A 12,001-nucleotide genomic window follows, 5' to 3' on the forward strand; every position below is an offset into this window, starting at 1 on the left:
TTGCGTTCAAGCGGTTGTCCCTAGCAGGCTGCTCCGAGTCGGCTGTAACACCACGGCATCCGCTCACGATGTCGGCAAGGGGGATCGACTGTTGCCGACATCGGTCACCGGAAAATCAAGGTCGGCCGCAAAAATCGCCTGTCCACCGGACGGCTTGAGCAGTGGGGAAATTCTTGTGAACGACGTATCGAGGGCCACACGATTTCGTGATGCCTTGACCAAGGCCGCCGGCACGCGCGGCGCGACCATCCTCGGCGGAGCAGGCGCTCTCGTCCTCGCACTGGGAGGCGTGACGGTGCTGATGGCTCCGTCGGCCTCCGCCGACGGCGGGATCGTCGAAAACAATCCGACGTGTGAGGACGTGATTCCCGGCTCGACGTCGGTGAAGTTCGATCCGCCGAACGCGGGGACCAAGTCCAATGGGGCGTTCTCGGTGACCATGACGCGGCGTACCCTCCTCGTCGATGATCCCCAGCACGCCGGCGACCAGACGGGCGGCGACGTGGTGGACTTCATCGCCACCGGCGGTGCCGTGCTCGGTGTCATTGTGAAGGGCGGACCGGCCGCGAACTTCTACGACTACACCCCTGGCGGCGTACAGGCCGGCGCTTCGCTGCACCCGCCGGTCAACTCGAACAACGACAAGTTCTACGGTCTCAGCCACGTCGACTTCTGCTTCGGTGAGACGACGACGCCGACGCCGACTCCGAGCGAGACCCCGTCGGAGTCGCCGACCGCGACCGAGACGCCTTCGGAAACGCCGTCCGAGACGCCTTCGGAGACGCCGAGCGAGACGCCGAGCGAGACGCCGTCTGAGACCCCGTCCGAGTCGCCGAGCGAAACGCCGTCTGAGACTCCGTCGGAGACGCCGAGCGAGACCCCGTCGGAGACGCCTTCGGAGACGCCGTCTGAGACGCCGTCTGAGACTCCGTCGGAGACGCCGAGCGAGACCCCGTCGGAGACGCCTTCGGAGACGCCGAGCGAAACGCCGTCTGAGACTCCGTCGGAGACGCCGAGCGAGACCCCGTCGGAGACGCCTTCGGAGACGCCGTCTGAGACCCCGTCCGAGACTCCGTCGGAGACCCCGAGCGAGACCCCGACTCCGTCGCAGACCCCGAGCGAGTCGCCGTCCGAGACTCCGTCGCAGACGCCGAGCCAGTCGCCGTCCGCGGCTCCGTCGAGCGCGCCCAGCACCAGCGCTCCGGTGGTCCCGACCGCCGTAGACGCGGGCCAGGAGGGCACAGAGACGGTCCTCACCGCCTCCTCGGCGAGCACCGGCCACCAGAGCACCTGGGGTGCGGGGCTGCTGGCTCTCGGTGGCCTGCTGTTGTTCGGCGGTGTCCTGAAGGCGCGGCTGCGTCGCGGTCAGCACTCTGTCTGAGATGTCTGGTAAGCGTCGTCACCCGGATCGCTCTGGTTCACCTCGGTGGACCAGAGCGGCCCTGGTGGCCGGCGCCGTTCTGGTCCTGATCGGCGGCTACCTCGAGTTCAGAGGCGACTCGTCCGCCGCCGATCAAGGCCCATCCCAGCCGCTCGCGGCGGCAAGTCCTGCACCGTCCAAGGCATCCGGATCACCGGCCGCGACGGCTGGTACTCCGACCGCCGTGCCGCCGAAGACTTCCAAGTCGCCGGCCAAGCCCAAGGCGACCAGCACCCGAAAGTCCGCCGCCTCCGGAAGTCCCATCCGGGTGTCGGTACCGCGATTGGGCGTATCCGCCAGGATCTTGCCGATCCTCGTTCGTAAGGGTGCGCTCATCCCGCCGTCCAACCCGCGGCTGGTGGGATGGTGGTCCGCCGGCGCCCGGCCTGGAGCGGCCGTGGGCTCGGCGATCATCACCGGGCACACAGTGCACACCGGTGGCGGCGCCTTCGACGACCTCGACCAACTGAAGGCCGGGGACGCGGTCAAGGTGACCACGGGCAAGGGCAGCATCGCCTACACCGTGGTCGGCGTGAAGGTGTACCGCAAGAAGACGCTGGCCAAGGAGGCCGCCCGGCTGTTCGACCAGACCGTTCCCGGCCGCCTGGTGCTGGTCACCTGCGAGGACTGGGACGGCACCGCCTACCTGAGCAACGCCGTCGTCATCGCCCAGCCCGTCGCCTGAGAGCACCAGTCCTGGCGCCTTCGCCGGCCCCAAATCCTGGAAGTCACCGAACTTGTCGGCAGCGGCAGGGGCCGGCCCCCCATGGGACCGGCCCGCCCCTGGTCTCGCGGTGGCTAGCCGTCGGAACGATGAATCGAAGGTCCTGCCACCGCATCGGCGAAGGTGCTGCGCCGGCACGTGTTCGGGTGGTTACACGGGCATCAGCGCGGGTGGTTGGCCCCATACCGGCACTTTGTGCACCAGCTGAGCAGGCCCGGGCGGCTCGAACGCTCACCTGGTGCACAAGGTGCGGCCTCAACCGCGCGCCATCGGCTCCACGCCCGCAATCGGCCCCCGGCCGCCACCCCGCCCAGCCGCCACCCCGAACGGATCCGAGGGGCAACCCGCACTCTGAGGGGTTCAGCCCGCAGAGGGCACGCCGGCAGGACCGGTAGCCGCCCGGGAAGTTGGAGACGGCGGTCGCGCGAACTTCACAGTGGGGATCATCAGGTATTCCTTCAGACAGTGGTGAGAGCGGGTTCGGGGGTGACGGCGACGCGGCGACGCCGGTCCAGCAGACCGGAGGTCAGCGCGACCGCGAGGCCGGAGGCGGCGAGGGCGGCGCCGACCCAGTTGGGCGCGGTGTAGCCGAGGCCGTGCTCGATGGTGAGCCCACCGAAGTAGGCGCCGACCGCGTTGCCGAGGTTGAAGGCGGCGATGTTCGCTGCGGAGGCCAGCGCCGGAGCGCCCGCGGCCTTGTCCATCACCCGCTTCTGCAGTGGCGCCACGGTCGCGAAACCGGCCGCGCCGAACAGCGCGATCGTGACCGCCGACGACACCTGCCCGTGGGCGGTGAAGACAAAGGCCACCAGTACTGCGGCCAGCAGCGCGAGGATCGCGTACAGGCTGGGCATCAACGAGCGGTCGGCCGCCTTGCCGCCCAGCAGGTTGCCCACGACCAGGCCGCCACCGAACAGCACCAGCAGCCAGGTGACAGCCCCGGAGGAGAAGCCGGCCACCTCGGTCATCATCGGCGCGATGTAGGTGAACGAGGCGAACACCCCGGCGAAGCCGAGCGCGGTCATCGCCAACGCCAGCCAGACCTGCAGGTTCCGGAACACGGCCAGTTCGCTGCGCAACCCGGGACCCTCAGCGGTGTCCTGGCGGGGCACCAGGAAGACGATGCCGAGCAGGCCGATCACGCCGAGCACGGTGACCGCCCAGAAGGTCGAACGCCAGCCGAACTGCTGACCCAGCGCGGTGCCACCTGGAACGCCGAACACGTTCGCCACGGTCAGCCCGGTGAACATCAGCGCGATCGCGCTCGCCTGCTTCGCCTTCGGCACCAGCGACGCGGCGACCACCGCGCCGACCCCGAAGAACGCGCCGTGCGACAGCGCCGCCACGATCCGCCCGGTCATCAGTACGCCGTACGAGGGGGCCAGGGCGGAGATCAGGTTGCCGGTGATGAAGACCGCCATCAGCGAGATCAGCACGGTCTTGCGGGAGATCTTCGAGCCGATCGCGGTGAGCAGCGGTGCTCCGACGACCACGCCGAGGGCGTAGCCGGAGATCAGCAGACCGGCGGAGGGGATGCTGACACCGAAGCCTCCGGCGACCTCCGGCAGCAGGCCCATGATGACGAACTCGGTGGTGCCGATCCCAAACGCACCGATGGCCAGCGCTAGCAAAGCGGCGGGCATGGCTTGGTTTCTCCTCGAAGGTAGTCTTGTGACTGTTACCGGCGTCCGAGATAGTTGCAGACGCGGGTTATTGCACAAGCGTCATGCTGCCTCATGCAACGACAAAGTTCAAGTGAGGCCTTGAGGAGGAGTTGTGGGACTACCGGATGACGCCGCCGAGGCGCGGGCCCAGGGCTGGCGAACGCTGGCGGCTCTGCACGCCCGGATCGAGGACGAGCTGGAGCGCGCGCTGCAGAAGCAGCACGGCCTGTCCGTGAGTGAGTACAGCGTGCTGGACGTGCTCGCCCGGCAGGACGACTACCACCTGCGGATGAACCAGTTGTCGAACGCGGTGGTGCTCAGCCAGTCCGCGACGACCCGGCTGGTGAACCGCCTGGAGGACCGCCAACTGCTGCAGCGGTACCTATGCCCGACCGACCGCCGGGGCATCTACACGGAGGTCACCAAGGCCGGCCGCGACCTGCTCGACCAGGCCCAGCCGACGCACGACGCAGTACTGACCGGGGCGCTCGACAAGGCCTCGGAGCTGCCGGAACTAGCTCCGCTCGTCAACGCTCTCGCGAAGCTCGCCCTGCCCGCCAAGGTCTGAACCCGAACCACCCGCGCCGCCGTCGCGAAGGCTGATGACGGCGTCCAGGTAGTCGGCGACGGCGTCGCGGTTGCGGGCCAGGCAGTCGATCCGCGCGGTCATCCGGTCGCGCTCGCGTTCGAGGGTCGCGATCATCTCGGGCGTCGCGTCGGGGAAGTGAATCGCCCGCGGCTTGTCCAGGCAGGGCAGGATCTGCTTGATGATGCGCGTCGGCAGTCCGGCATCGAGCAGCCCGCGCACCTGCAGCACCCGGTCCACCGTCGCTTCGCTGTAGCTGCGGTAGCCGTTGCTGCAGCGTTCGGAGACGATCAGGCCCTGCTCCTCGTAGTACCGCAGCAGCCGCCGCGGGGTGTCGGTCCGCTCCGACAGCTCGCCGATCCGCATCCGTTCCCCTCCAGCTTCGCCTCACATCGGTGTGACGGTTCGAGCATACGAGCCACCGAGGACGGCTGTGGGTTGGCTGAAGATCGGGGGCGGATGGTGGTGAGCGCGCGGAGGGCTGGACAGGATCGGGAGCATGGGTGAGATCAGTGAACGTAATGCCGTCCGGCGGCTGTGCGACCGGCTGAGCTTCGGGCCCGCGCCGGGCGAGCTGGACGCCCGGTTCGAGGCGACGCTCGCGCGGCTGCTCAGTACTGCGGCCGACGCCGCGACCACTCCGCCGCCCGTCCTGACACCGCCGCAGCCGACGAAGGCCCTCAGGAAGAAGGGCGCCAAGCAGAAGGGTGCCGACGAGAACGGCGCCGACGAGGACAAGACTGCGGCCGACCGGGCCGCGAGGAAGGCGGCCAACAAGGCACGGGCCGCCCAGGAGGCGAAACTGAGCGGTTGGTGGCTCGACCGGATGGTCGCCTCCGACCGTGCGACCGAGCGGCTGACCTGGTTCTGGCACGGGCACTTCGCCACCAGCAACCAGAAGGTCCGCAGCGCGCCACTGATGCTCGCGCAGAACCAGGTCCTCCGGACCTACGCCCGCGGCAGCTTCACCGATCTCGCCCAGGCGCTCGTCGTCGACGCGGCGATGATCCGCTGGCTGGACGGCAACGACAACCGCGAGGGCTCGCCCAACGAGAACCTGGCTCGCGAGTTCCTCGAGCTCTTCACCCTCGGCATCGGCCACTACTCCGAGGTCGACGTCTTCGAAGGCGCCCGTGCACTCACCGGTTGGACCGTACGGCGGGCCTCGGCGAAGGCCGTGTTCGTTGCCGCGCGGCATGATTCCGGCGAGAAGACGATCCTCGGGAAGGCCGGCGAGTTCGGCGCGAAGGAGTTCGTCGACCTGGCGCTGGCGAAACCCGAGTCCGCGGAGTTCGTGATCGGGCGGCTCTGGTTCCGGCTGGTCTCGTCGACGCCGCCTGCTCCCGAGACGGTCCGGCGCCTCGTCGCAGCGTACGGGAGCGAGCGGGACATCGGCGCGGTGCTGAAGGCGATGGTCGCCGACGCTGCCTTCCGGGACAGCACATCCGCTTTGGTGAAGCAGCCCGTGGAGTGGGCGGTCGGCCTGATGCGGGCTCTCGGCATCCAGCCGGCCAAGCTCGACGACAAGACCCGGGTGATGCTGCTCGCCGGACTCCGTGGCATGGGGCAGTTGCCGCTGCGTCCACCGAGCGTCGGCGGCTGGCCGTCCGGCGCGAGCTGGCTGACCACCTCGGCCGGCGTCACTCGGCTGCGACTCGCTCAGTTGCTGGCCAGGAAGGCCGTGCTCGGGCAGTTGGAGAAGTCCAGCGCGCGCGTCGACGGAGTACGGGTGTTGCTCGGGGTCGACGCCTGGTCGGCGCGGACGAAGGATGCGCTGGCCGGACTGACAGATCCCGCGCAATTGACCGCCGTCGCGGCCTGCGCGCCCGAATACGTAGTGAGTGGTTGAGGAGAATCATGGACAACCTGACCCGACGCCGGTTCCTTACCATGAGCGGAGTCACCGCGGCCGGCGCGCTCGCGGTCGGAGCGACCCAGGTGAGCTGGTCCGACCTGATGAGCGCCGCCGTGCAGGATCCCCTGAGCAGCGAGGATTCCGTGCTCGTGGTGGTCACGCTGTACGGCGGCAACGACGGGCTGAACACCGTGGTCCCCGCAGCCGATCCGGCGTACCAGAGGGCGCGGCCGGACCTCGCCTACGAGGCGAACGAGGTGCTCGATCTCGGCGAAGGGCTCGGGTTCAACCCGGGTCTGAAGGGGCTGAAGGGGTTCTGGGACGACAAGTCGCTCGCGATCGTGCGCGGAGTCGGCTACCCGGAACCGGATCGCAGCCACTTCCGCTCGATGGCGATCTGGCAGACCGCGTCGCCGAAGACGCCCGTGCCGACCGGCTGGCTCGGGCGCTGGCTCGATGCCGCCGGTGCCGATCCGCTGCACGCGGTGTCGGTCGAGCCGACGCTGCCGCCGTTGTTGGCAGGGGCAACAACCGCGGCAGCGTCTCTACCCGTCCGCGGTCTGAAACTGCCCGCGGGCAAGGTCGGTACTGCGTTCGCCGCCCTGGGCCAGCCGAGTTCCGGTGAAGAGCACTGGCAGGCGCAGGCCGCGAAGTCGCTGCAGGATCTGCAGGACGCGGTGAAGGTGCTCGGCGGCGCGGTCCACGACCAGCCGGAGAAGGAAGACGACGACGACGAGCAGCGGACCAAGGGTGCTTCCGCCGGCGGTGGGTCGCAGCTGGGTGCTCAGCTGGAGCTGGTCGCCGGACTGGTCGAGGCGGGTGTTCCTACCCGGGCCTACTCAGTGTCGCTCGGCGGGTTCGACACGCACGCGGATGAACGCGGCACCCAGCAGCGGTTGCTGACGGAGCTCGATGGTGCGTTGACGCCGTTCGTGCAGCGGATGCGCAAGAGTGACCGAGGCCGGCAGGTGGTCGTTCTCGTGTACTCCGAGTTCGGGCGCCGGGTGAGCGCGAACGGGAGCGACGGGACGGATCACGGCACGGCTGGACCGCTGTTCGTCATCGGAGACAAGGTGCAGGGCGGGTTCTACGGTGAGCAGCCGAGCCTGACCGACTTGTCCAATGGCGACCTGAAAGCGACGACCGACTTCCGCGATGTCTACGCCACGGTGTTGCGGGACGTGCTGGATGCGGATGCCGGGCGGATCCTCGACGGGCACACCGGGAGCGTCGACGGATTGCTCAAGGTTTGAACGGGAGGGTCAGCAGGAAGGTTGCTCCCGGCCCCTTGTCGAGGCAGACGAGGTCGCCGCCGTGGGCTCGGGCGAAACCCCTTGCGATGGGCAGCCCGAGACCGGATCCTCGGCTGCGGTTGCCGTGAACCAGGCGCTGGAAGATCCGCTCCCGATCTGCAGGTGGGATTCCCGGACCGTTGTCGTGGACAACGATCTCGGCGTGGTCCGGAGTGGCGGCGACGTGGAGCTGGATGAGACCGCTGTCGCCGGTCGCGTTGCGGGCGTTGTCGACCAGGTTCGCGAGGATCTGGGTGACGCGGTCGGGGTCGACGGCGATCTCGACGTCCGCTCCGCTGAGCTGGACGGTATGGCCGGGGGCTACCAGCCGGAGGCGGTCGGCCTGCGCCTGGGCGAGGTCCTGCAGCCGGACGGGCCGGCGACGCAGTACGAGGCCGGCGTCGATCCGGGCGAGCTCGAGCAGGTCGGCGACCAGGGCACCGGCTCGGCGGGATTCCCTGACCAGCAGGAGTTCCAGCTCCTCGCGGCGTTCCGAGGGGGCGCCCGGGCCAAGCTGAACCAGGGTTTCCGCCGCGGTCTGGAGGCCGGTGACCGGAGTACGGAGTTCGTGGGCGGCATCGGCGACGAACTGACGGAGGTGTTCCTCCGAGCAGCGGGCCGTGCGTTCGGCGCCTTCGAGGGAGTCGAGCATCTCGTCGAAGGCCGCGGCGGTGCGGCCGAGTTCGGTGTCGGGGCGGGTCGGCTGCAGACGGCCGCCTCTTCGACCGGCGGCGATCGATCGCGCGAGGGAGGTCATCGCGTCGAGCGGGGCGAGGGCGAAGCGCATACCGAGGATGAGGGCCAGGGCGGTGATCAGGAGGGCGGCAGCGCCGGAGAGGAGCAGAACCCGTTGCAGGGTTCGGCTTGCGCCGTCGAGGAGGGAGGTGTCGGCGGAGAGCAGGAGAGTTGCTCCGCGGGTTCTCTGGCCGCCCAGGAGGGTGGTCTTCACCTGACGGATCTCACCGCTCGGTTCGACCGCCGGTGCACCGAGTTGCTGACCGTTGCGCAGGATGAGAGTCACCCGGATGCCGTCGGCATCGATCCGGCGTACCAGGTTGGCCGGCTGGACGTTCTGCCGCGCGAGTTGCTGGGCGAGCTGGGCGCGGCCGTTCAGCAGGGTGTTCAGGTTGCGCTCGGCCTGCGCGTCGAAGATCGCCTTCACCGCCAGCCCAGTGATCGGCAGCACGAGCAGCAGCACCACCAGTGCCGTGACCGTCACCCGTCGCCGCAAGGACACCGTCCGCAACCCGCTCACAGTGCCTGCTCTGCCCCGCTGGTGTCCTGAGGAGTGCGGAGGATGTAGCCGGCGCCGCGGACAGTGTGCAGGAGTTGGGGGCTGCCGAGCTTGCGACGCAGGGCGCTGACGTGGACCTCGACCAAGTTGGCCGCGTAGTCGTCGTAGCCCCAGACCGCGGCCAGGATCTGCGCCTTGCCGGCCACCCTGTCCCGCCGCCCGGCGAGGAACGTCAGCAACTTCAACTCGGTGGAGGTCAACTCGATCGGCTTGCCCGCCCGAGTCACCGCGCTGGCCTCCACGTCGATCACCAGGTCGTCGACCTCGAGAACCGTCCGCAACCGGCCCATGCGTCGCAGTACGGCCTCGACCCGGGCGATCAATTCGGCGAGAACGAACGGCTTGACAACGTAGTCGTCCGCGCCGGTCCGCAACCCATGCAACCTGTCCTCGACGGCATCCCGCGCGGTCAGCAGCACGATCCCCGCGTTCGAGGTCTGCCGCACGATCTCCAGCAGCGCGAAACCGTCCCGCCCCGGCAGCATCACATCCAGCAACACCAGGTCAGGCCCGAACTCCGCTAGGTCCTTCTCGAGCGTGTCACCGTCACCCCTGGTCAGGACGGCGCACCCCGCCTCCTCCAGCGCGATCCCCACCGCGGTCCTGATCGCCTCCGCGTCCTCGACCACCAGGACCCTCGCCGCCATCCGCCTATCCTCCCACCAGCACCCCGCGTCCCGCCGTACTCCGCTCGCCACCTTCAGCCCACCTTCAGGTTCCCGGCGCGGTGGGAGACTGGCAGCGGGCGAAGGGAGTGTGCGATGAAGCGGCCGGACCGGCGCAAGGCGTACTTCTGGCTGATGGGCACCTGCCTGACCCTGATCGGCCTGGCCTGGTTCGTGGTCCGGCTGTTCTCGATCCCCGTCGCCATCGGCATGAGCGCCGTTGCCGCCGTGATCCCACCCATCGCCGTGATAGTCGCCAACCGCCCCGAGGACTGACCCGCCACGCGCGTCAGGGCTGACTGGCTGGGCCTGGGTCGAGGCTGGTGGCAGGTGTTGGGTCCAAGTAGAGGTGGCGGACGGTGGGGAACTGGCGGCGTACTGCGCTGTCGATCCGCTCGGCCAGTTCTTCGACCTGGGCGCCGGTGGTTTCGGAGTCGTCCAGGTCGACCCGGACGACTACCAGGACCTGGTCCGGGGCGAGGCGCAGGCTGAGGAGTTCGACGACCTCGTCGATGCCTGGGGTGTCGGCGATCAGGCAGCGGATCTGGTCCTGGACGTCGTCGGGAAGTGCCTGGCCGATCAGCATCGACTTGTTGTCGCGGCCGAGCGTGAAGGCGACTCCGATCAGGAGCAGCCCGATCGCGATCGACGCGGTGCCGTCCCAGAACTCCTCGCCGGTGACCGCGCTGAGCGTGACCCCCACGGCCGCGATCATCAGGCCGATCAGCGCCGCCGAATCCTCGAAGGCGACCGTCTTCACCGCCGGTTCTGCCTCCTTCAGGTGGTCCAGGGTCGAGACCCCCTGGTCGTGGGCCTCCCGGCGGACCTGCCGGACCGCGCGCAACCACGAGATGCCTTCGAAGATGAAGGAGACGACGAGGACGGAGTACACGACTGCCAGTGCGGCGACCGGCTCCGGGTCGAGCACCGCGCGGATGCCCTCGGCGATGGAGAAGCCGGCGCCGAGGACGAAGATGCTGACCGCGGCGAGCAGCGACCAGAAGTAGCGCTCCATCCCGTAGCCGAACTGGTGCAGGGCGTCTGCCGGCTTCCGGCTGCGCTTGAGCGCAGTGAGGAGGAAGACCTGGTTGAGCGTGTCGGCCACGGAGTGCGCGGCTTCGGCGAGCAGGGCGGTGGACCCCGACAGCAGACCGGCGATGCACTTGGCGACCGCGATCGCGAGGTTGGCCGCGCCGGCCAGGAGAACTGTGCCTTCGGATTCGTCTGCCATCAACCTCGCGAGGTGCCCGATCAGGGGCACGTCCAAACCGCTGGGGTCATTCCCTGAGAGCCCTCAGGCGGAGTACAAGGCCGAGGAGAAGGATCGCCGCGAGGATGCCAAGGGTGAGCGGATCGCTGGAACGGCCGCCGAGATCGCGGTCCATCAGGTGTGAGATGAAGTGCACGATCGCTCCGGCGCTCCCACCCAGCAATGCCACCACGAGCGCATCCCGCCAGACGAGCGCTCCCAGCAACGCGACCCCGACGCCGAGCTGGAACGCGCCCAGGTCGTGGAACAGGTGCAGGTTGAACGGGTCGAACGTCGCGATCGTCCGATGAAAACTCTCCGGCCAACCGAACGACCACACTCCAGGCACCAGAAACGCCAATGCCCCGAGCACCACAGACCCGTTCACAAGCAGTTGACGCCCCCTTACCGGGGAGCCGGAGGAGGCGGCGGTCTGCGCCCCGCCTCGCGGGGTGACGGTGGTGGGTTGGGGTCCGCGGGGGGCGTTGGGTGGGTGGGACATGAGGGCTCCGGAGTGTTGACGGGTGGGGACATGTCGGGGGACACGGGTAGGGGTGGGGGTGTGACATGCTCCGGCTGTGGCTGGTCAGGGTGCGGGGAAGGTGCTGGGGACGAACCTGCGTGCGCGGCGGGACGAGCAGGGGATCTCGTTGTCGGAGCTGGCTCGGCGGTCCGGGATCGCGAAGGGCACGTTGTCGCAGCTGGAGTCCGGGGCCGGGAATCCGACGATCGAGACGGTGTTCAGTCTGTCGAACGCTCTGGGTGTGCCGGTGTCCTCGTTGCTGAACGAGCCGCCGCCCTCGGATCTGGTGCTCGTGCGGTCCACCGACCTCGACGTGCTGAGTGGGGACGCCGTCGATCTCCGGATGCTCCGGCGGTTGGAGAACCCGGGCGCGCTGCTCGAGATCTACGACCAGCAGATCCGCCCCGGCTCGGTCCAGCACTCGGACGGGCATCCCGGCACCGAGCACCACGTGATCCTCACCGGCCGCCTTCGGATCACCGCGCAGGGTCGTCCGCAGGAACTCGGTCCCGGCGACTACCTCGCCTTCCGCGCCAACGCCGCCCACGAGTACGAGGCGCTCGACGGCCTGGTCAGATCCGTCCTGCTGCTCGAGTACCCGCCGGACGTCCACCCGTCCGCCATCGACTGCGTCCACCCGGTCTGACCCTCGCCGCCGAGCCGGCCGCCCGCCGACTGCCCGTTGACCCGGGACGGTCTGGCGTCGTACATTCGAAGCGTTCATTTTAG

Annotated in this window: 14 protein-coding genes; 6 read left to right on the forward strand and 8 right to left on the reverse strand. The window is 69.0% G+C overall.

The window, feature by feature from the left end; genetic code table 11:
- Positions 1 to 63 precede the first annotated feature (63 nt).
- Both EV644_RS44600 and EV644_RS44605 read right to left on the reverse strand, forming a co-directional pair.
- Positions 64 to 441 (reverse strand): hypothetical protein, encoded by a 378-nt coding sequence (locus EV644_RS44600; protein ID WP_158292864.1) that lies wholly within the window; start codon positions 439 to 441, stop codon positions 64 to 66.
- A gap of 207 nt (positions 442 to 648) precedes the next feature.
- On the reverse strand, positions 649 to 1,257 hold the full coding sequence (locus tag EV644_RS44605) for a hypothetical protein (RefSeq protein ID WP_158292865.1): 609 nt from the start codon (positions 1,255 to 1,257) through the stop codon (positions 649 to 651).
- 125 nt (positions 1,258 to 1,382) lie between these two features.
- On the opposite strand from EV644_RS44605, the gene EV644_RS46360 reads away from it, so the two are divergent.
- Positions 1,383 to 2,105: a class F sortase gene (locus tag EV644_RS46360; RefSeq protein ID WP_241998332.1), complete on the forward strand. Its 723-nt coding sequence runs from the start codon at positions 1,383 to 1,385 to the stop codon at positions 2,103 to 2,105.
- A 497-nt stretch (positions 2,106 to 2,602) separates the two neighbouring features.
- On the opposite strand, the gene EV644_RS18275 is transcribed toward EV644_RS46360, so the two are convergent.
- Positions 2,603 to 3,787, reverse strand: a complete 1,185-nt coding sequence (locus EV644_RS18275; RefSeq protein ID WP_132189503.1) for an MFS transporter — start codon at positions 3,785 to 3,787, stop codon at positions 2,603 to 2,605.
- 133 nt (positions 3,788 to 3,920) lie between these two features.
- On the opposite strand from EV644_RS18275, the gene EV644_RS18280 reads away from it, so the two are divergent.
- Positions 3,921 to 4,376 carry a MarR family winged helix-turn-helix transcriptional regulator gene (locus EV644_RS18280; protein ID WP_132189504.1) on the forward strand — a complete coding sequence of 152 codons (456 nt, stop codon included), beginning with the start codon at positions 3,921 to 3,923 and terminating at the stop codon, positions 4,374 to 4,376.
- On the opposite strand, the gene EV644_RS18285 is transcribed toward EV644_RS18280, so the two are convergent.
- Positions 4,323 to 4,760 carry a MerR family transcriptional regulator gene (locus EV644_RS18285; RefSeq protein WP_132189505.1) on the reverse strand — a complete coding sequence of 146 codons (438 nt, stop codon included), beginning with the start codon at positions 4,758 to 4,760 and terminating at the stop codon, positions 4,323 to 4,325. The genes EV644_RS18280 and EV644_RS18285 overlap by 54 nt on opposite strands.
- Before the next feature lie 133 nt (positions 4,761 to 4,893).
- Between EV644_RS18285 and EV644_RS18290 the strand changes: the two genes are divergently transcribed.
- The gene (locus tag EV644_RS18290) at positions 4,894 to 6,243 is read left to right on the forward strand and encodes a DUF1800 domain-containing protein (protein ID WP_132189506.1); all 1,350 of its coding nucleotides are present in this window, start codon (positions 4,894 to 4,896) and stop codon (positions 6,241 to 6,243) included.
- Positions 6,244 to 6,251: 8 nt separating this feature from the next.
- Positions 6,252 to 7,502, forward strand: a complete 1,251-nt coding sequence (locus EV644_RS18295) for a DUF1501 domain-containing protein (RefSeq protein WP_132189507.1) — start codon at positions 6,252 to 6,254, stop codon at positions 7,500 to 7,502.
- On the opposite strand, the gene EV644_RS18300 is transcribed toward EV644_RS18295, so the two are convergent.
- Together EV644_RS18300 and EV644_RS18305 are read right to left on the reverse strand one after the other, a co-directional pair.
- A complete protein-coding gene (locus EV644_RS18300) occupies positions 7,492 to 8,796 on the reverse strand; it encodes a HAMP domain-containing sensor histidine kinase (protein WP_241998334.1) in 1,305 nt (434 codons plus the stop codon). The two genes, EV644_RS18295 and EV644_RS18300, sit on opposite strands and share 11 nt — an antisense overlap.
- Complete coding sequence (locus EV644_RS18305) at positions 8,793 to 9,482, reverse strand: response regulator transcription factor (RefSeq protein WP_132189508.1); 690 nt, start codon at positions 9,480 to 9,482, stop codon at positions 8,793 to 8,795. The genes EV644_RS18300 and EV644_RS18305 overlap by 4 nt, the downstream gene beginning before the upstream one ends.
- A 114-nt stretch (positions 9,483 to 9,596) precedes the next feature.
- Here EV644_RS18305 and EV644_RS18310 point away from each other — a divergent pair, with 114 nt between their 5' ends.
- A complete protein-coding gene (locus tag EV644_RS18310) occupies positions 9,597 to 9,776 on the forward strand; it encodes a DUF3099 domain-containing protein (protein ID WP_132189509.1) in 180 nt (59 codons plus the stop codon).
- Between the two features lie 13 nt (positions 9,777 to 9,789).
- On the opposite strand, the gene EV644_RS18315 is transcribed toward EV644_RS18310, so the two are convergent.
- Both EV644_RS18315 and EV644_RS18320 read right to left on the reverse strand, forming a co-directional pair.
- A complete protein-coding gene (locus EV644_RS18315; protein WP_132189510.1) occupies positions 9,790 to 10,731 on the reverse strand; it encodes a cation diffusion facilitator family transporter in 942 nt (313 codons plus the stop codon).
- A gap of 46 nt (positions 10,732 to 10,777) precedes the next feature.
- Positions 10,778 to 11,137 carry a hypothetical protein gene (locus EV644_RS18320; RefSeq protein WP_132333385.1) on the reverse strand — a complete coding sequence of 120 codons (360 nt, stop codon included), beginning with the start codon at positions 11,135 to 11,137 and terminating at the stop codon, positions 10,778 to 10,780.
- A 190-nt stretch (positions 11,138 to 11,327) separates the two neighbouring features.
- On the opposite strand from EV644_RS18320, the gene EV644_RS18325 reads away from it, so the two are divergent.
- The gene (locus tag EV644_RS18325; protein WP_132189512.1) at positions 11,328 to 11,918 is read left to right on the forward strand and encodes a helix-turn-helix domain-containing protein; all 591 of its coding nucleotides are present in this window, start codon (positions 11,328 to 11,330) and stop codon (positions 11,916 to 11,918) included.
- The last annotated feature ends 83 nt before the right edge of the window (positions 11,919 to 12,001 follow it).

The sequence above is a fragment of the Kribbella orskensis genome, assembly GCF_004342085.1.
Classification (GTDB): domain Bacteria; phylum Actinomycetota; class Actinomycetes; order Propionibacteriales; family Kribbellaceae; genus Kribbella; species Kribbella orskensis.

Excerpts from the sequence above, each read along its gene's own strand:
- EV644_RS18315 (WP_132189510.1), bottom strand. The coding sequence starts at position 10,731 with ATGGCAGACGAATCCGAAGGCACAGTTCTCCTGGCCGGCGCGGCCAAC.
- EV644_RS46360 (WP_241998332.1), top strand. The coding sequence starts at position 1,383 with ATGTCTGGTAAGCGTCGTCACCCGGATCGCTCTGGTTCACCTCGGTGG.
- EV644_RS18285 (WP_132189505.1), bottom strand. The coding sequence starts at position 4,760 with ATGCGGATCGGCGAGCTGTCGGAGCGGACCGACACCCCGCGGCGGCTG.
- EV644_RS18290 (WP_132189506.1), top strand. The coding sequence starts at position 4,894 with ATGGGTGAGATCAGTGAACGTAATGCCGTCCGGCGGCTGTGCGACCGG.
- EV644_RS18310 (WP_132189509.1), top strand. The coding sequence starts at position 9,597 with ATGAAGCGGCCGGACCGGCGCAAGGCGTACTTCTGGCTGATGGGCACC.
- EV644_RS18305 (WP_132189508.1), bottom strand. The coding sequence starts at position 9,482 with ATGGCGGCGAGGGTCCTGGTGGTCGAGGACGCGGAGGCGATCAGGACC.
- EV644_RS18275 (WP_132189503.1), bottom strand. The coding sequence starts at position 3,787 with ATGCCCGCCGCTTTGCTAGCGCTGGCCATCGGTGCGTTTGGGATCGGC.
- EV644_RS18295 (WP_132189507.1), top strand. The coding sequence starts at position 6,252 with ATGGACAACCTGACCCGACGCCGGTTCCTTACCATGAGCGGAGTCACC.
- EV644_RS44600 (WP_158292864.1), bottom strand. The coding sequence starts at position 441 with ATGGTCACCGAGAACGCCCCATTGGACTTGGTCCCCGCGTTCGGCGGA.